We start from the raw sequence: 17032 nt of genomic DNA on the forward strand, positions 1-17032 counted from the left end.
GATGAAGACCGCCGATGCGGCGAGCATGTACACAAGACCGATTGTCAGCATGAAGTAGGAAAGGATCGGTATCGGCAGCAGGAGCCAATAAAGTGGCTTTGCTGTGCCAGCGAGGATCGTCAGGCCCAAAGGGAAAGCGAGACCCACACCCAGGACAACCAATGTGGACAGCGCAATTTTCAGCGGCAGAATTTCGACCGGGAAGACAATCTGTTTGATAAGGCTCTTATTCTCGGTGATGCAACTCGGCGCACGTCCGACCGCCTCCTGAAAAGCCAACCACGGCACGAGGCCAGCCAGAAGATAGGCGGTATAGGTCAAGCCGCTATCGTTTGTTCCGAGGCGAACCCCGAAAATAAATGAAAAAACGAAGACATAAACCAGCATCATAAGTAGCGGCTGGCCAAAGACCCAGAAACGAGAAAAAATCAGACCTGCCTGGCGCTCATTGATATCCCTGCGCGTCATCTCCCACAGCAGCTCGCGGTACAGATACGATCTGCTCAACAAGAGCTGAAGCGCGTAACCATTGGCCGTGGGATTGAAGATACGGAGCATCTCAGGTTCCCTTGCATCCCAAAACATGCCACGCCGCATTGTGAGGCTCTTCCTTATTGAGCGTCACGACATCTGTGAAGCCTGCCTTGCGAAACCATTCATGGACGACGTCTTCAGGAATAGTCCAGTTGTAGAATGTATTCAGCATATCCATGTAGTTGATTGCGTTGTCAGCGTCTTCCGCCACCTTGAAGACAAAATCCATCTTCTCTTCAATCGTCCGACATTCCCGATGAAACTGTCGGCGCATGTTGCGCACCGCCTCGGAGGAGTGGTAGGTCGGCGCATAGACCATGACATAGAGACTCCCACCGGGAGCCACGGTCGAGGCCACATTCTCGAACGCGCGCAGAGGATCGTGCGTGCACATGACGACACCCCAACACAGCGTAAAGTCAAATGCCTGATGAAGTTCCGGCCTGGACGGGATGTCGAAGATATCCAATCGATCCGTATCGGGATTAAACCGACGAGTTGAACGAAGCGCGTGTTCCGACACGTCGACCGACTTGACGCGGGCACCCAAAGCACCAAGCGTTTTTGTCCAGCGTCCTGCGCCGCAACCAATATCCAGACACCGCTTTCCCTCAAAATATTCGAGAGGGAAGCTCGGTTTCAGATAAAGCCTGCCGCCCACGTTGCGGCGCTTTTCCATTCCGAAGTAACGACGCCATTGGCGAATTAACGGATAAAGCGCGCCAAGGCGCCGACGCTCCAGAACGCCCCTCACACCGGTCAGTTCGAAAATACGATCATCGATATACGGGTCGGACGTTTCGACACCTGTATGATCGCGGAAGCCTCGTTTTTGCTCCAGGAAAAGGCGCCACTGGTCGTCAAATTGCTGGCCGTAGACAACGGGGCTGTATCGGCCAGTGTAATCATCGCTCCAAATCACGAGATCGTCATCGAAATCCGGATTGCGTGGCTGGTTCGATTCCAACTGCATATCGTTCATCTTGGGCCACTTGCTCTCTTCATTATGAATGCGCCACCGGAAGACAGATTGATGATCGGCTCCGATTTATCCGCCATGAATTCATCTATCGCCTTGGTGACACCAGGGCATGAATCAAAACCGTAATCGTCAAGCAAAATGATGCCGCCTTGCTCCATACGCGGGTAGAAAAAGGCGATGGAGTCCAGGCTCGGTTGATGAAGATCGACGTCGATATGGACGAAACAGAAGCGGCGATCTTCGATCTCTGCGAAACGAGCAGGAATCCAGCCCTCGTAAAACTCTACGAAGGGTGTCGCACCAAGCGGCGCCAGAGCACGCCGCACATCGTCAATTGAGCTCGTCAATGCGCCGGAGTGCCAATAGTCGCCGTCGACTTCTCCAGGAACAGACAGGCCCTTAAAAGAGTCAAACAAACAAAGGCGCTTGACGAGTCTCCGCTCCACAACATGTCGCGCCATGAAAAAGGCTGAGCCACCCTGATAGGTGCCGCATTCGGCTACGTCACCATCAACGTCCAGAACGAGCTTGAAAAGTTGATCCAGCGCATATCGGCGCTCATAGGTCACATCGCTTTCGGGACAAAGCCGCACACACTCCATGGCAAAGTCACGATCCTGTTCGATGTGCCGACCGTGATCGGGCAAGGGCGTGTCTCGCCACATGCGACGAAAAACGCGACGAGCAAGATTGAACCGTTCCATAGGATGCATTTCATCCAGTGGAAAATTGTCCAGAGCCACTGAGATGTCGTCATTGTCCGGCAGAAACATGCTCGCAGGAATGAGCAATTGGTAAGTACGTCCATTGCCAACAGGTGACGTATTGTCACTCGCAGAGAAATGAAGCTGATTGTTCCAGTGGGAAAATCGCCCGGCACCTTCCGTACGTATCTGGTCGTGCGGAGTGTTTTTGGGGCCGATCTCCCTGCCGTCCTCGAACAACCGTGCTTGTGAACGGAACGGCGCCACTTCTACGTCACCGACAGGAACGTCTGACGACAAGTCACAGGCGTAAGCGTACCCCTGATCATACTGTACGCTTTCCATGCTGATAGAAATCAGCATTGATCTGCGCTTCTCGGTCAAACGGCTATCCTTCCGTACATGCGTTGCGCGCGGCAAATTATGGTGACGACTACTCTTGGCGTGACGCAGCGCCATTTGCGCTGGCGATAATTTATCGCGCTCTCAAAATCATTGTCGCCAAGGCTACGCATTCTCATTTTGCGCCCATGGTTTAAATATATCTGAAGGTATCACAACAACCTGAGTGCCATTTGCACCGGCTATTGAAATCGATTTCAACCGGCGCCTAGATATCAGGCTGCCATTTCATGCGTCGGACACACTTCGCTGTCGATCCACATTTGGAACCACAATTCCATCATGAGCAAGGGCCACAGCCGCGAGTGGTGCGCGTGGCTTCCTGAACAATGCTCATCCAGTAGGGCTTTGACCGCACTATGCTTAATAATGCCGCGATCGGTCGCTCGCGACGATAAAAGAAGATCGTAGGCCATTTCCTTCAGCTCGCCCCGCAGCCAATGATCGACGGGACATCCAAAGCCCATTTTCGGCCGATATAGCACCTCATGCGGCAGGTAGGGCTCCATCGCCTTCTTGAAGATGGCCTTTGTCGTTCCGCCAGGGATCGTCAGGTTCTCCGGTAGCGTCAGCGCCCACTCCAGCAACACGTGGTCGAGCAGCGGCGAACGACTTTCCAGCGAATGGGCCATTGTCGCAATATCGACTTTTACCATCAGGTCGTCGGGCAAATAGGTGTGAATGTCGGCCCAGTTCGCACCCGAAACGATACTTTCCGCCTCCGCAAGATAAGGTTGCAAAATGTCCAGCGCCGAGTCCTGGAGATAGTCGGACATCGCATCACCATAGGCACCTTGCTTGTGCTCATCGGCAAAGGCCGTAATGGTGAAGGAATAACGGTGCTGCCGTGCTTGCTCATCCGCACGCAGAAGGCCTGCAATTCGCTCGGCGCGCGACGCCATCCTTCCGCGGAACGGAAGGCGCGCAATCACTTCGGCTCCAAGATACCTCAGCGACTGAGGAACAAAATCGAGCCTTGAAAGCATTTGCATGGAAACGTAGCGGTTATACCCCATGAAAGCTTCGTCTCCGCCATCCCCGTTCAACGCGACGGTCACATGGCGGCGAGCCATTTCAGCGAGGTAAAAACTTGGAACAGCCGATGGATCAGCGAAGGGCTCTCCGTAGTGATAGACGAGTTTCGGCAGTATATTTACAGCATCCGGCTTTACTATGAGTTCATGATGGTCGGTGCCATAACGCTCCGCGACCATGCGGGCAAAAATGGTTTCGTCATATTCCTCGTTCTCAAATCCGATAGAGAACGTCTTTACCTGCCCACCGCCTTGCCTGGCCATCATTGCAACGACCGCCGACGAGTCGACGCCTCCCGACAGGAAGGCCCCGAGCGGAACATCGGCTATCATCCTTAGTCGGACGGCTTCCTCAAGATGATGCACCAGCTCCTCGGCGGCCTGATTGACATCCATCGCACGTCGGCGCGGGCGTGGCGCAGGCAGATGCCAGTAGGCTTCGATTTTAGGTTCAGTCAGCCGCCCCCCTTCATCGACGCCAATGACCATCTTGTGGCCGGCCGGAAGTTTCCTGATGCCGCGAAATGCTGTCAGAGGTGCCGGGACATACTGATAGGTCAGGAATTGATGCAATGCCTCCATGTCCGGTTCGCGCGGTATGCCAGGCCAAGCGAGGACGGCCTTGATTTCAGACCCGAAGAACAGACCCTCACTGGTCAAGGCATAGTTCAGCGGCTTCTTTCCGACGCGATCCCGGGCGAGGAGAAGTCTTTGCGACCGACGATCCCAAATAGCGATGGCAAACATGCCGCGTAATCGCAGCAAAACGTCGTCACCCCATGAGAGATAACCATTGAGAATGACCTCGCTGTCGCTATGGCTTCGGAACACGTGTCCCTTTGCTTCAAGCTCGGCGCGCAATTCGCGAAAGTTGTAAATCTCGCCGTTAAAGGCAAGCCAAACGCCCTCGTCAACGCTTCCCATCGGCTGATGGCCAGCAGGTGACAAATCGATGATGGAGAGTCGCTTGAACCCCAACCCCGCACGGCCATCAGACCACACGCCCTGATCGTCGGGACCGCGATGATGCAGCGTCGCCGCCATCTTATCCAACCGTCGCTCCGCAAGTGAGCGATCAATCGGATTATTCAAAACAAAGCCGGTCAATCCACACATCAAATAACGCTCAACTCAGGCGCTCGAAGACGAGTTGATGACAGCCATAACCATCGTTGGGAAGAATTTTGCGTAGCTTAAAGCCGTCCTTCTCATAGAAATCGATCAACTGTTGAGAGGATGCATATTCGTAAGGATACCCGCCAATCCAATCGATCATGTCGTGCCACCGACTCATGCCACGGCTCTTTTTGTATTCCGTCCAAAGGGAGAAGTAGCCGGCGACATTTTTGTTACGCAAATAATGCAAAAAATATCGCGCCTCAATGGGCGTCCAAACAGCTATGGCGTAAGGCAGCTTGAGAAGAACAGGTAACTTATTGTAGGTAATTTTTTTCTTCATCCAGTATGTGCTGACATCTCCGCAATCATTGTAAATCGCGATGAAAAGCTTACTGCCAACCTTACTGTTCAGCTTGATGTTCTCAAGTGCAGGCCACATCGCGCCCGTGTGGTGAAGAACACCCCACGAATAGACGATGTCGAATTGGCCCAGAGATTCCAGAAATTCTCTGTCCAGAACCGAGCCCGACAGGATATTCCAGTTCGGATCCTCTCCGAAGTAACGGTGACGTAGTTCTGCAGTGCAGGCGACCGATTGTGGATCATAGTCAAACGACAGCACACGGGCGCCTAGCCTGCGAGCAACCAGACTGAACAGTCCACTGCCGCTACCGATATCTATGAAGGTCTTTCCCTCGAGATCTTCGACCTCCAGAAATTCTTTGAGCGACTTCTCTGCCTCCGAGATCCGCTCGCCATTAAGAACACGAAGAAACCTTTTCCAATTACTTCCAAACTTGAATCTTCGTCCGCTTCTGATTTCGGAGGCGTGGGATTCTTTTACATGCGTATTCATTGGACTTCCGACTCGACAGCTTGGGAGGATGGGATTTCGAGATTGGCGCCGCCCTCAAGTTTGTAAACAGAGAGGGTTTCCCGGATCATGCGCGACATGCCATATCTCTCGGAAATAAAGGCAGGTCCTGCCTCGCGCGCCATTTCACGAAATTTTTCATTTTGCAGGATCGTTACTGTAGCATCAGCAATAACATCAGCATCATTTTGTTTGACAACGGTTCCGGTTATCCCATCGAGTACGGCTTCGCCCGCCCCTCCAGCATCCGTCGTCACGACTGGCAAACCTAGCCATTGTGCTTCAAGAAGCACATTCGGCGTCCCCTCGCCGGTAGAAGTCAGCATTATCAAGTCACAGGGTGAAAGGCCGTTCAGAGCGGGCGCAATGACGCCAAAAAAATGCGTTTGCATTTCGATGCCGTGCTCTTTGACTGCTCTTTGCATAACGGAGAGCATCGACCCTTGGCCGAATAATATGAAATGCGCATCTGGCATGATCTCAGCAATTTTAGCAGCGGATTCGATCCACAAAAGCGGCTGCTTTTCAGCACTGAAACGAAACATCCCACCTATCAAGGGCGCATCCGCCGGAATTCCGAGACGCTCGCGGAAGGCGACATTATATTCTGACGACGGCCGAAGATCGTCCGTAAACTGCACACCGTTGCGAATAACGTCAATCCTGTCACTCGGCATTTCCAGCCAATCGGCGTAGTCGCACGCCCCAGCCTGACTATTGTTCAAAAATATGACACGGTCACCGCTGTACTCACTCAGCGCTTTGTATATGGGATGGAAATATTCCGTATTAAGATCAAAATGCCGCGGGCTGAGATTGCGTCCCGACAAAACGACCTTGGGAACACCCGCAAGCATGGCTGCAAGACCCACTCTGACATTGCTCCAATCCAGCCATGCGTGAACCACCTCAGGGCGCATAGTCCGAAATTCGAAATACAGATTGGTAATGTCCAAAACAAGCGACGGATGAAGCTGAGGAGCTATGTCAAGGAAGGCTTGAGGAAGACCCTCCTCGTTATGCCTCTGTCCATGTGTCTTGATCGTACGGACAGGAGCGCCCGATTCGAGCGCAAGAGGCAGGTAGAAATCCCTCTTCTCTGGCGTGCCGCCTTCAAGATAGTCACAAAGAAGCGTAACGCTTTCGACGGGCGAATCGGCCAGACCGATCAACGTGTTCACCACTTGCCGCTCCGCCCCACCCGGCTGCAAGGAACCGCAAACCATCAGTACACGTCCCGGGACCACGGACATTGAGGCGTTCACCGCAAGCATCTTGCGAAACCAATCGACTTCAGGCGGCTTTATAACTGTGGCCACTACTTTTCCGCGAAACGAGGACGGAAGAACGCGTCGCGCGATGGCGCGCACGACTGAGTTGCGGGCAATCCGCCTCATGATCATTCTATCTCTCCCCCGCCCGCCTATTTTTAGCATTCTTGGAGCGCGCCATCCGCGGCGCAGCTGACCTGCTTATTTTCTTTTCTTGTTCCCTAGTCATCTCATGCCGGAGAGAGCATGACGGTAGTGGAAGATTTGTTAGGATACAAAGCAACGGATTTTTTATACACCGCATGAATCAGAATAAATGTATCGGCTGAAACTGCGGCGCGCAAACCATCTGCACAATCGAAACTGTTTGCCACATTATCGACCCTATAACTTAAGTCGATGAGCAGCCGCGCCTGAGGGTAAACAATGATGTCTATCGCTGACCCCGTCGATACACATGGGCGGCCACTGGTCACAAAATCGGGGGCGCTCCGGCTCGCCTTTGTCATTCCTACGATGGAAGCTGGCGGCGCGGAGCGTGTTGCCGCGACGCTTTGCAATCATTGGGCAGATATGGGCCATAATGTTCACCTTATCACATTTGAAGGCGATAACGACGTCAGCCATTATTCTCTTGCCCTCGGCGTCAAGCGCCACAAGCTTGATCTGCTACGCAATTCGCGCTCATTAGCAAGTTTTGCTGCCCATAACCTGAAGCGGGTCTTCGTCTTGAGGCGGGTGCTCCGTTCGATCGCGCCGGATGCCGTCATATCGTTCATGCCTGAGCCGAATGTAATCGCGTTGATCGCAAGCATTGGGCAGAGATGGCCTGTCATCGTCTCGGAGCGCATCCACCCCGGCTTTATGCAGCTAGGCCCGATACCGGCAGGCATGCGCCGCCTTATGTACCCACGCGCAGCGTCCGTTGTGGTGCAAGCAAGCGCCATTGGTCGCTACGTTGACGAGACGTTCAAAGTCACCTCGACGACCATCCCCAATCCGGTCGATCTCACTCAATTCACGACCACGGACAATATAAAATACGAGCCGGTACGCCGACGTATCGTTTCGGTGGGGCGGCTCGACCGCCAAAAAGGCTTCGACCTTCTGATCGATGCGTTTGGAATGGTGGCGAATGACTTTCCCGACTGGGATCTCGTAGTCTTCGGTGAAGGGAACCAGAGGACGACGCTGGAGCAACAGATCGATGCTCACAACCTCACCGATCGCATACGGCTAGCGGGGACTGTTACCGACACAGCGCGAGAACTTCAGCATACGGATATATACGCGCAATCCTCGCGATTTGAGGGCACGCCCAATGCGGTTATCGAGGCACTGGCTTGCGGCTGCCCGGTGATCGCGACGGATTGTCCGGGGGGCATTCGCGATATTCTTGGCGATAGCGATTACGGCCAGCTGGTGCCGGTCGATGACGCGGCAGCTCTGGCCGAAGCCCTGCGGCGGCTGATGACCAATGAAACCCTGCGTCAGGCCATGAGCCAGCGGGCGCCGGTTGCCGTAGCGGATTTGTCGGTTTCGGTGATTGCGGCGCAATGGATTAGTCTGGCGCAGCGCCTTATTGCGGAACGGCGGCGGCTGTAATGCAGAAAAAGATGCACTGACCGGTGACATTCGGGTAATCATCGAGGCCATCGAAACCGGGATCAGAAACGATATCTATCAGGGAGCAAGACATATGACTGAAGCATGGATTATTGACGCCTGCCGCACACCGCGCGGCATTGGCAAGCTCGGCAAGGGCGCCCTTGCCGAAATTCATCCCCAGCAGCTCGGCTCGGCCGTTCTGAAGGCTTTGGCTGAGCGCAACAATATCAATACGGCCGAAGTTGACGACGTGATCTGGGGCACCAGCTCGCAGCGCGGTCAGCAGGGCGGCGATCTCGGTCGCATGTCGGCGCTCGACGCGGGCTATGACATTCGCTCCAGCGGCGTGACGCTCGACCGGTTCTGCGGTTCGGGCATTACAGCAGTCAACATGGCTGCGGCAACGATCATGTCCGGCATGGAAGACCTCGTGGTTGCGGGCGGCACCGAAATGATGTCGATGCCCGGCCGCCGCGCGGAAGACGGCCCGCCGGTCATGGACAATGGCAATCTTCGCCTGCGCGCGCTTCATCCCCAGTCGAACCAGGGTGTCTGCGCCGATGCCATCGCGACGATGGAAGGCATCTCGCGCGAAGCCGTTGATGAGCTTGCTCTGGTGAGCCAGCAGCGTGCGGCGCATGCGATTGCGAACGGCCACTTCGACAAGAGCCTCGTGCCCGTCTATCACGAAGACGGAACGCTCGCGCTTGATCGCGAAGAGTTTCCCCGTCCGCAGACGACAATGGAAGGTCTGGCGAAGCTGAAGCCGTCTTTCGAAGCGCTGGCCGATATTCCGCTCGACGACAAGGGCACGACATATCGCAGCCTCATCCTTCAGAAGCATCCGGGCCTCGACATCAAATTCATCCACCATGCCGGTAACTCCTCGGGCGTGGTTGATGGTTCGGGCGCCCTTCTGCTCGCCTCGCCGACCTATGCCAAGAAGAATGGCCTGAAGCCGCGCGCGCGCGTCGTGGCCATGACCAATATGGGCGACTCGCCAACGCTCATGCTCAATGCGCCGGTGCCTGCCGCGCGCAAGGTGCTCGCGAAAGCCGGGCTGACGGTTGACGATATCGACCTCTTCGAAATCAACGAGGCCTTTGCCGTCGTTGCCGAAAAGTTCATTCGCGACCTGAAGCTCGACCGCGAAAAGGTCAACGTGAATGGCGGCGCGATGGCGCTTGGCCATCCGATCGGTGCGACCGGCGCCATCCTCATCGGAACGATGCTGGACGAGCTGGAGCGTCGCGATCTGCGTCGCGGCCTGATCACCATGTGCGCTGCCGGCGGCATGGCACCTGCGATCATCATCGAGCGCGTCTGATAACTGCCCTGCCTCCACCGCCCGCATCGGCTGGCGGTGGAGGCAAAGACCAAAAGAGAATGCCCGGACGCTTGGATGCGTCCGGGCATTTTTATTTGCGACCAGAAAGGCTCAGCTTCAGTAGGTGAGCGTGATCCGTGTGCCGACCTGCCAATCGCCACGCTGCGTCAGGCCCGCGTCGCGGATGGCATAGGCTGCCTCAAGCGACGAGCTCAGATTTCCGCCAAGGCTGTAGCCGAGGCCGAGACCTGCCGAGATCGGCGATGCGCTGCTGCGATCGAAGCGATCACGCACATAGGCCGCGTCAGCAAAGACATAGGGTGAAACCCGGTCCTGAATATCGCTGAACGAACCGAGGGCGCTGAAAGCAGGCAGACGCAGTTCATTGCGGGCAGTGACGCCGACATCGAAGCTGCCGTCGTCAGAGGTATAGCCACGCACGTTACTGATGCTGATCTGACGCGCTTCGGGCAAGGCGCCTGAAGCAAGCTGTCCCTGCACTTCGCTGGACACGCTGAAGCCCGGCGCGATGACGAAGCTGTGATTGATGCTCGTCTGGATGTAGTCGTAACGCGCATTCTGAACGCGGCCAGCCGAATAGCTCAGGAAATCGGCGCTGCTATTGTGGCTGCCGATGCCACCGGGCGAGGCATGGAGCGAGGCATCGATCAGCGTCGCGCCGAGCGGGCTGGTGAAACCACCCGACCAGCCGAGGAAGAGCTGATAGACGTCGACCATCTGGCTCAGCGCATGGAAGCCAAGGAAGTAGGTGTCGCTGTTCTGGTGCACGGCTTCGACACCGGCATAGATGTCGCCCGACATGCTGCTGAAGTTCGACATGGCACTGCGATAGGCGACAGTGCCTTCAATTGTGCGCTGGCGAATATCAAAGGGGCTCACATTCTTCGCCGTCTGGACGGCGCTGAACGTGACTTCAAGCTGCTGGCGCGGCGCAAGCGGCAAGGCAAGACGCATCGCGTGGCTGATATAGCTCGGATGACGCGCATTGTTGAAGAACTGGCCCTGATCGTACCAGAAGTCGCGGCTGCCCGTGATCTGATAGGAGAGGAACGAATCCGGGATCAGGAAGTCGCCCGCCATGCCGCCCGCAAAGAAGCGGTCGCGCGTGGTCGAAGGCGCACCGGAATTGGCATAGCCCGCATAGACGCGCCAGGGCTTGCCCTCGGTCACGCGCAGGTTGAGATCGGTCTCGCCGGACTGCGTGCCCGGCGTGAAGACGGCTTCGGCCTTGTGGAAATTGCTGCGGTTGATCCAGTCGAGATCCTGAACCAGCGGTCCGGTTTCAACGCGGTCGCCCGACTTCACGCGGACGCGATCCGTGTAGAAGCTCGCATCGCCACGCGTATTGCCGGTGGCTTCGACCTTGCCCACCTTGAATTCGATGACGCGGAACTGAACGATACCCATCGTCACTTCTTGCGGCGGCGTCATCACGGCGACGAAGGGCAAACCCTTGGCGCGGTAGATATTGGCAATCGTCGCTTCGACTTCGGCAATGGCGCGACGCGTCATCGGCTTGCCGATATATGTGCTGAGCTGGGCCTGTGAATCGGCGTCGGCAAGATCGGCGACGCGGCTCGCATCGACACCGGCAAGGTTTGCAGATTTAACGACCGCATCCTTCGGGCCGAGAATGACGATGGCCTTGAAGTCCGGTCCAAGCGGAACAACGTCCAGTGCTTGCGGCACAGCGTTCGGCGGCACCACAGTTGCCGGGCCTTGCTGCTGCTGTGCAGGCGGCAGGTTACGCTCGATCGCATCCGCCGCGGCGGGGCCGGCTCCCAGAAACGCCAGCAAACCTGCCGTCGTCACTACAATTTTATTCATCTTCCGCATTAACCGCCCCTGGCGCCGTATATGTAAAAATATCCGGAGCGAGGGTTCCCCCTCGCTCCGGCGGTTATGTCTTTCAGTTCATCGAGATGAACGTGATGCCTTCGCTCGGCGTCCAATTGCTCGGATAGGGCTTGTCGACGCAGATCCCATCAGCGGCTTTGCAGTTGCCGTCGATGCTGCCCGTCACGTCGCCGCCATCGCCGCCGTTGCCGGCATTGTCGCCAGTTTGCGAAGCGACGGTGCTGCCGGTCGGCTGATCCGCCGTGCCGCCTTCATAGGTGGTGCCGGGGGCCTGGGTCAACGGATCGATTGTGAAGGTGCCGTTGATGAAGGCGAGCGCGTAGTTGGACGAAAGGCCAAGTGTGCCTTGCGTGATCGCGTAGTCGCCTGGAAGCGAGCCAGCATCGCGGGTGATGTCGCCAGCAAACTCATCGCCATTGACGAGATTGCCATTGGTGATCGCCCAGGTCAGTGCGGGGTCGTCTTTACCGAGCAGCTTGCGCAGATTGTCAGCCGTGACGGTGATCATACGCTGGGTAATCGTGAGATCATTGCCCACATAGTTGATCGTGTAGTTGCTGCCGACTGCGAGCGAACCTTGATTGATACCGTAGCTGCCGACGTTTTGACCTTCGTCGCGGCTCAGGCTACCGGACAAGATCGAGGTGCCCTGACCGAGTTTGAAGCCCGAGGCCGTGTAGCCCAGCATCGGATCATTCTCTCCATAGACCTTCGTCTGGCTGTTGGCCGTAACAGTCAGCGTGGCAGGCGTCACCGCCAGCGTGCCGGTGTTGTAGACGAAGCTGTAGTTATTATCGAAGGCAGCCAGCGCGTAGATGTTGTAGTTGCCGACATTCGAGTTTTTGGTACCCGTCGTTGCCAGCGTGGCTTTGCGATCGATGACGCTCGCGTCCTGGCCCAAAACGAAGCCGGAGTAGGTCGCCGTCAGAAGAGGGTTGGCGTCGCCATAGATCTTCGACTTGTTGTCGGCTGTGACAGTCAGAACCGCCTTGTTCACCAGCAATGCGCCGGGGATATAGGTGAAGTTGTAATTGTTATCCAAAGCGCCAGCGGCTTTGATCGAATAGATGCCGGCGTTCGAGTTCTGCGTCGCGCTGGTCGTGACCGTAGCATGCGTATCGATAACCGAGGCGTCCTGGTTAAGCTTGAAGCCGTAATAGCTGGCCGTCAGCGCCGGATTCACATCGCCATAAGTCTTCGACGCGCTGTTGGCCGTCACGAACAACGTCGCCTTGTTCACCGTCAACGTGCCAGCGTTAAAGCCGAGATTGTAGTTGGACGAAGCGGCCAGATTACCCTGCAGGATGCCGTAGGTGCCGACATCGGAGGCCGCGGTCGCACCGCTGAAAAGGCCGCCCGTCAGCGTATCGCCGTTGACGAGATTGCCGCTCGTGATTCTGTAGGTGAGCGCCGGGTTCGCATCGCCGTATGTACGGCGCTTGTTGTCAGCCGTGACCGTGATCGCGCGCTGACCGATCGTCAGGGTGCCAGCGACGAATGTCACTGCGTAGTTCGACGAAGCGCCTACTGTGCCCTGCGTGATGTCGTAGGTGCCGACATTTGAGGTCACGCCTGCCAGCGTCGCCAGATCGCCCGTCAGCGCATCGTCATTGACGAGGTTTCCGGCCGTGACGCCATAGGTGAAGGCCGGGTTCGCATCGCCATAGGTGCGGCCCTGGTCATTAGCGGTGACCGTGATCGCGCGCTGACCGACGGAAAGCGCACCGCCAGCATAGGCGATGTCGTAGTTGGACAGGCCCGAACCGATGGCGTTGCTTGCGGTGATCGCATAGGCGATGTCCGACGCGTTTGCCGTGACTGCGGTACCATCAGAAGCCAGCGTCACGCCCGACACGCTGTCGGAGTTCTTGAGGCCGGCAACGCTGTAGCCGGTCAAGGTCAGCAGGTCGCCATAGACCTTGCTGGCGTTCGACGCTGTGATCGTGAGCGCCGCCTTTGCGACCGACAGGCCATTGGCAATCGTCGTGCTCAAAGCGCCATAGGCTGCGGTGACACCATAAGAGCCAACGTTTGCCGTTGCGGCCGTTCCAGCGGACGTCAGTCCGATGGTCGAGATCTGCGTGGCATCCAGAGTTTGGGTCGAACCGGTATCGGCCTTATAGGCTCCGGTAACGGCGGCGTGTCCGCTGGTGGTGAGCGAGGCTGCCTCGACACTGGACGAGGTCAGGTCGAGCGTATCGCCGTAGGTCTTGCTGATGGGCTTCAGCGTGACCGACAGGGTGTTGGTTGCCGTGTCATTGGCGAAGACATAGCGGTTGCCGAGCGCCGAAACGGCGCCAAGCGCTTCCACGCCCCACACGGCCGTGTTGCCGCTATCGAGACCACCGAACGTGTTGCCGGTCGAGCTACCCGCATAAACCAGCCAGTTGGCATTGCTGCCGCCGGTCGTCAGAGCGTTCGAGCCCGCCTTGTTGATGAACTTGCCGTCGGCTGCGACGGTGATCGCCGTGCCGTTAGCCGAGCGCGTCGTGTTGATGCCGTCGCCATTCGTCGATCCGTTCGCGAGGGTGATGTCGCTGCCCGCGCCTTGCGCATACAGAGAGACAATACCGTTCGAGAAGATGCCGTTTGCCGTGACAGTCAGGTCCTGCGAGTTGGTGAAGGCGAAGTTGCCGACGCGCGCATTGCTGGTACCTGCCGTGATCGACGTAACGGTATTCGCTGTGCTGTCGAGCGTGACGGTCGGGTTATTGCCCGACGAGGCGCGCTGGATGCTGAGTGCGTTCGCGGCGATATAGCCGGACGTGCCGTCCATGATGGCGCCGTTTGCACGCAGCGTGACATCGCTGTTGGAGCCGCTGGCTTTCAACGCATTGTTGATCGCGATGTTGCGCCCGGCTGTGAGGCTGACCGAACCATCGCGGCGGTCCGTGTCGAGCGCACCGGTCAAAGTGACGTCGCTATTGTTGCCGTTTGCCTTCAGGCTGACATCGCGATTGAAGTAGATGCCTGCCGAGCCAACAGTCAGCGACTTGTTGTTGTTGAAGGTCAGCGAACCGATGCGCGCGTTTGTGCTGTTGCCGCCCGCGGTGAGCGTGCCGACCGAATTGGACGAGCTGTCCAGCGTGACACTGACGGAGCCGCTATTGCTGTGGTTCTGGATATCGAGATTGGCGACTCGCACATATCCATCGTTCTGGCCATTGGAGTTGTCGGTGATCGAACCGTCGGCCTTCAAAATCAATGCGGCATTGGCATGGCTGGCCGTAACGGCGCGATTGAACGTGATGTCGTTATGCGCGTCGAGCGTCAGGCTGCGATCGCTGGTCCAGTTGACCGCCGAGCTCACCGTGATATTGCCGCTCTGGTTGCCGCCGCCGCTGGTGCTGACCACGGTGTTGTTGGAAGCCAGCAGGTTCTGCAGCGTCGTTGCACCAAGCGTCGAATTGCTGCTGCCAGAGGTGACGCCGCCACCTGTGCCGCTGACAATGGTGAGGTTGTAGGGGTCGAGCAGCAGCATGCCGGTTTCGCCGGTTTCCGCCGTGCCGAGGAAGTTGAGCGCGCCCTTGCTCGATACTTCCGCGAAGCCGCCGAGGTTGCCTGCGCCGAGCGTGCTGACCGCGCCCTGATAGTCGGTGAAATCTTCCGACCAGAAGACGACTTTGCCGCCTTCGGCAGCGCTGCCATTGGCGGAGATTTCGGCGCCTGAAGCAACCGTGACTTCGGATGCGTTGGCCACATCGTAATCGACGAACTTGCGCGATGCGTCCTGGCCGCCGAACTGGTCGCCGCCGATGAGGATCGTGCCGCCCTTCGTGCCGTTCGCATTGACGCGCGCATTGGCGCCGAGCGCGACCTTGTCGGCCGTGGCGACGATGGTGCCGCCTGCGCCGTTTGCCTTCTGCGCTGTGACTGTGCCGTCGACTTCCACCGTGCCGCCTTCAGCGGTGAGGAAGACGCGTCCATCACTCGACGAAACGCCGGTCGCGGCGATAAAGCCGTTGGTGCTGCCCGCGAGAGCATAGACGTTGCCGTCGGCGGCGCGCAGTTCAGCGTCGGCAGCCTTGATGGCGCCCGCGTTGCGCGCTTGCGTATCCGATCCGCCCGCCTTGACGATAAACTTGCCATCGGCAACCGAAGCGTCGCGCATCAGCACTTCATAACCGGCGGCGAGCGCCGCCGTGCCGTTTGCGGCTTCGATGGAGCCTTCGTTGTTGACCTTCGCGGCAATCAGCGCCACGTCGCCGCCGAGCGCACCGAGCTTGCCGTAATTGACGATGGCGGCCTTGCTGTCGCCCTTGAAGGTGAGGTCGCCGCCATTCAGGAAGTCGCTGTCCTGCACGTCTTGCGTCGAGGCGACGAAGCTGCCGCCGACGTCAATGATGCCGCTGGAACCGACGATGACGCCGTTCGAGTTGATGAGATAGACGCTGCCCGTGGCCGAGAGCGCTCCGTCAATGGAAGAGACGGTGGCGCCGGTCACCCGGTTGAGCGTCGCGCCGGTGCCGTTGTTGAACTGCACCGAATTGCCATTGCCGATCGAGAAATCCGACCAGTTGACGATGCCGGCCCCGGAGGACTGGTTAATCAGCATCTCGTTTGCGGACGGAGCGCTTATCACGACATCGCCTGCCACGACCTGAGCACCTGAGGGGAGCGCGCCTGCGGCGAACACCGGCTGCACCATCATGATGCTGATGGCGGTGTAGCTGACCGTGTTGCGCAGCGCTGTCCTGGCGGTCTTTGCGACGGCCTTAGCATTTAGTTTCGACACGAAATTCCCCTTATCGACCAATGAGATACCGTCAGGAGAGCAAGGTTCGTGCCGCTCCTGTTTCCCAATATCCGACTCACTTTTTGAAAGTGTTCAGGCGGATTATCACGTCCCGAAATGGGATTTTCAAGTGAATTAGTTGGTAAATATCATAATGAGACAATGTCTCTATTCATCATTCATCTATAGATCGATGACATAGAGAATATTTTGTGTGCCATAGGCAGACACTAAGGATGAACTGATGCCTGTGGATAAAATGGCCTCCATGAGCATGGCGAGGTACCAAACGATCGGACGCTAGGGAACAAGCGCCTCGCGAACAGGAAAACTCGCGGAAAATTGCCCCTGCCGCAGAAGGAAGGCGGCGCAAGGAGGGCCCCGCCATTACTGGCCGGGCACTATTTGAGGGATTAACTACTGTCCCGATATAACGCGGCCCACAATCGCGCCAGGCGTCCGATTGAAAGTGGGACACCCTGCCCCGTCAAAATCGGACGGTCGGCGAGCCATTCATATAATCATTATACGGATGAATATGCCGGCGATATGCGCCTGACCATC

At 57.2% G+C, this 17032-nt stretch carries 10 protein-coding genes; 2 read left to right on the plus strand and 8 right to left on the minus strand.

Annotation, left to right across the window (positions count from 1 at the left end; all coding sequences use genetic code 11):
- From WA943_RS04450 to WA943_RS04475, 6 genes are all read right to left on the minus strand, one after another.
- The coding region (locus WA943_RS04450; RefSeq protein ID WP_424468643.1) for an ABC transporter permease at positions 1 to 558 on the minus strand (558 nt) is incomplete at its 3' end.
- 1 nt (position 559) lies between these two features.
- Positions 560 to 1516, minus strand: coding sequence for a class I SAM-dependent methyltransferase (locus WA943_RS04455; RefSeq protein WP_424468644.1), 957 nt, complete (start codon positions 1514 to 1516; stop codon positions 560 to 562).
- Positions 1513 to 2604 (minus strand): TylF/MycF/NovP-related O-methyltransferase, encoded by a 1092-nt coding sequence (locus WA943_RS04460; RefSeq protein WP_424468645.1) that lies wholly within the window; start codon positions 2602 to 2604, stop codon positions 1513 to 1515. Before WA943_RS04460 ends, WA943_RS04455 begins: the two co-directional genes overlap by 4 nt.
- A 233-nt stretch (positions 2605 to 2837) precedes the next feature.
- The gene (asnB, locus tag WA943_RS04465) at positions 2838 to 4763 is read right to left on the minus strand and encodes an asparagine synthase (glutamine-hydrolyzing) (protein WP_424468646.1); all 1926 of its coding nucleotides are present in this window, start codon (positions 4761 to 4763) and stop codon (positions 2838 to 2840) included.
- 19 nt (positions 4764 to 4782) lie between these two features.
- Complete coding sequence (locus tag WA943_RS04470) at positions 4783 to 5631, minus strand: class I SAM-dependent methyltransferase (RefSeq protein WP_424468647.1); 849 nt, start codon at positions 5629 to 5631, stop codon at positions 4783 to 4785.
- A complete protein-coding gene (locus tag WA943_RS04475; RefSeq protein WP_424468648.1) occupies positions 5628 to 7052 on the minus strand; it encodes a glycosyltransferase in 1425 nt (474 codons plus the stop codon). The genes WA943_RS04470 and WA943_RS04475 overlap by 4 nt, the downstream gene beginning before the upstream one ends.
- Positions 7053 to 7436: 384 nt before the next feature.
- Here WA943_RS04475 and WA943_RS04480 point away from each other — a divergent pair, with 384 nt between their 5' ends.
- Together WA943_RS04480 and WA943_RS04485 are read left to right on the plus strand one after the other, a co-directional pair.
- The gene (locus WA943_RS04480) at positions 7437 to 8525 is read left to right on the plus strand and encodes a glycosyltransferase family 4 protein (protein WP_424468718.1); all 1089 of its coding nucleotides are present in this window, start codon (positions 7437 to 7439) and stop codon (positions 8523 to 8525) included.
- 94 nt (positions 8526 to 8619) lie between these two features.
- Positions 8620 to 9855, plus strand: coding sequence for an acetyl-CoA C-acetyltransferase (locus WA943_RS04485; RefSeq protein WP_424468649.1), 1236 nt, complete (start codon positions 8620 to 8622; stop codon positions 9853 to 9855).
- Between the two features lie 117 nt (positions 9856 to 9972).
- Here WA943_RS04485 and WA943_RS04490 read toward each other — a convergent pair whose 3' ends face one another.
- Both WA943_RS04490 and WA943_RS04495 read right to left on the minus strand, forming a co-directional pair.
- The gene (locus tag WA943_RS04490; RefSeq protein ID WP_424468650.1) at positions 9973 to 11703 is read right to left on the minus strand and encodes a ShlB/FhaC/HecB family hemolysin secretion/activation protein; all 1731 of its coding nucleotides are present in this window, start codon (positions 11701 to 11703) and stop codon (positions 9973 to 9975) included.
- A gap of 82 nt (positions 11704 to 11785) precedes the next feature.
- Entirely contained in the window at positions 11786 to 16468 is a 4683-nt protein-coding gene (locus WA943_RS04495) for a beta strand repeat-containing protein (RefSeq protein WP_424468651.1), read from the minus strand.
- Positions 16469 to 17032: the final 564 nt, after the last annotated feature.

The organism is Parvibaculum sp. (assembly GCF_049651025.1).
Lineage (GTDB): Bacteria > Pseudomonadota > Alphaproteobacteria > Parvibaculales > Parvibaculaceae > Parvibaculum.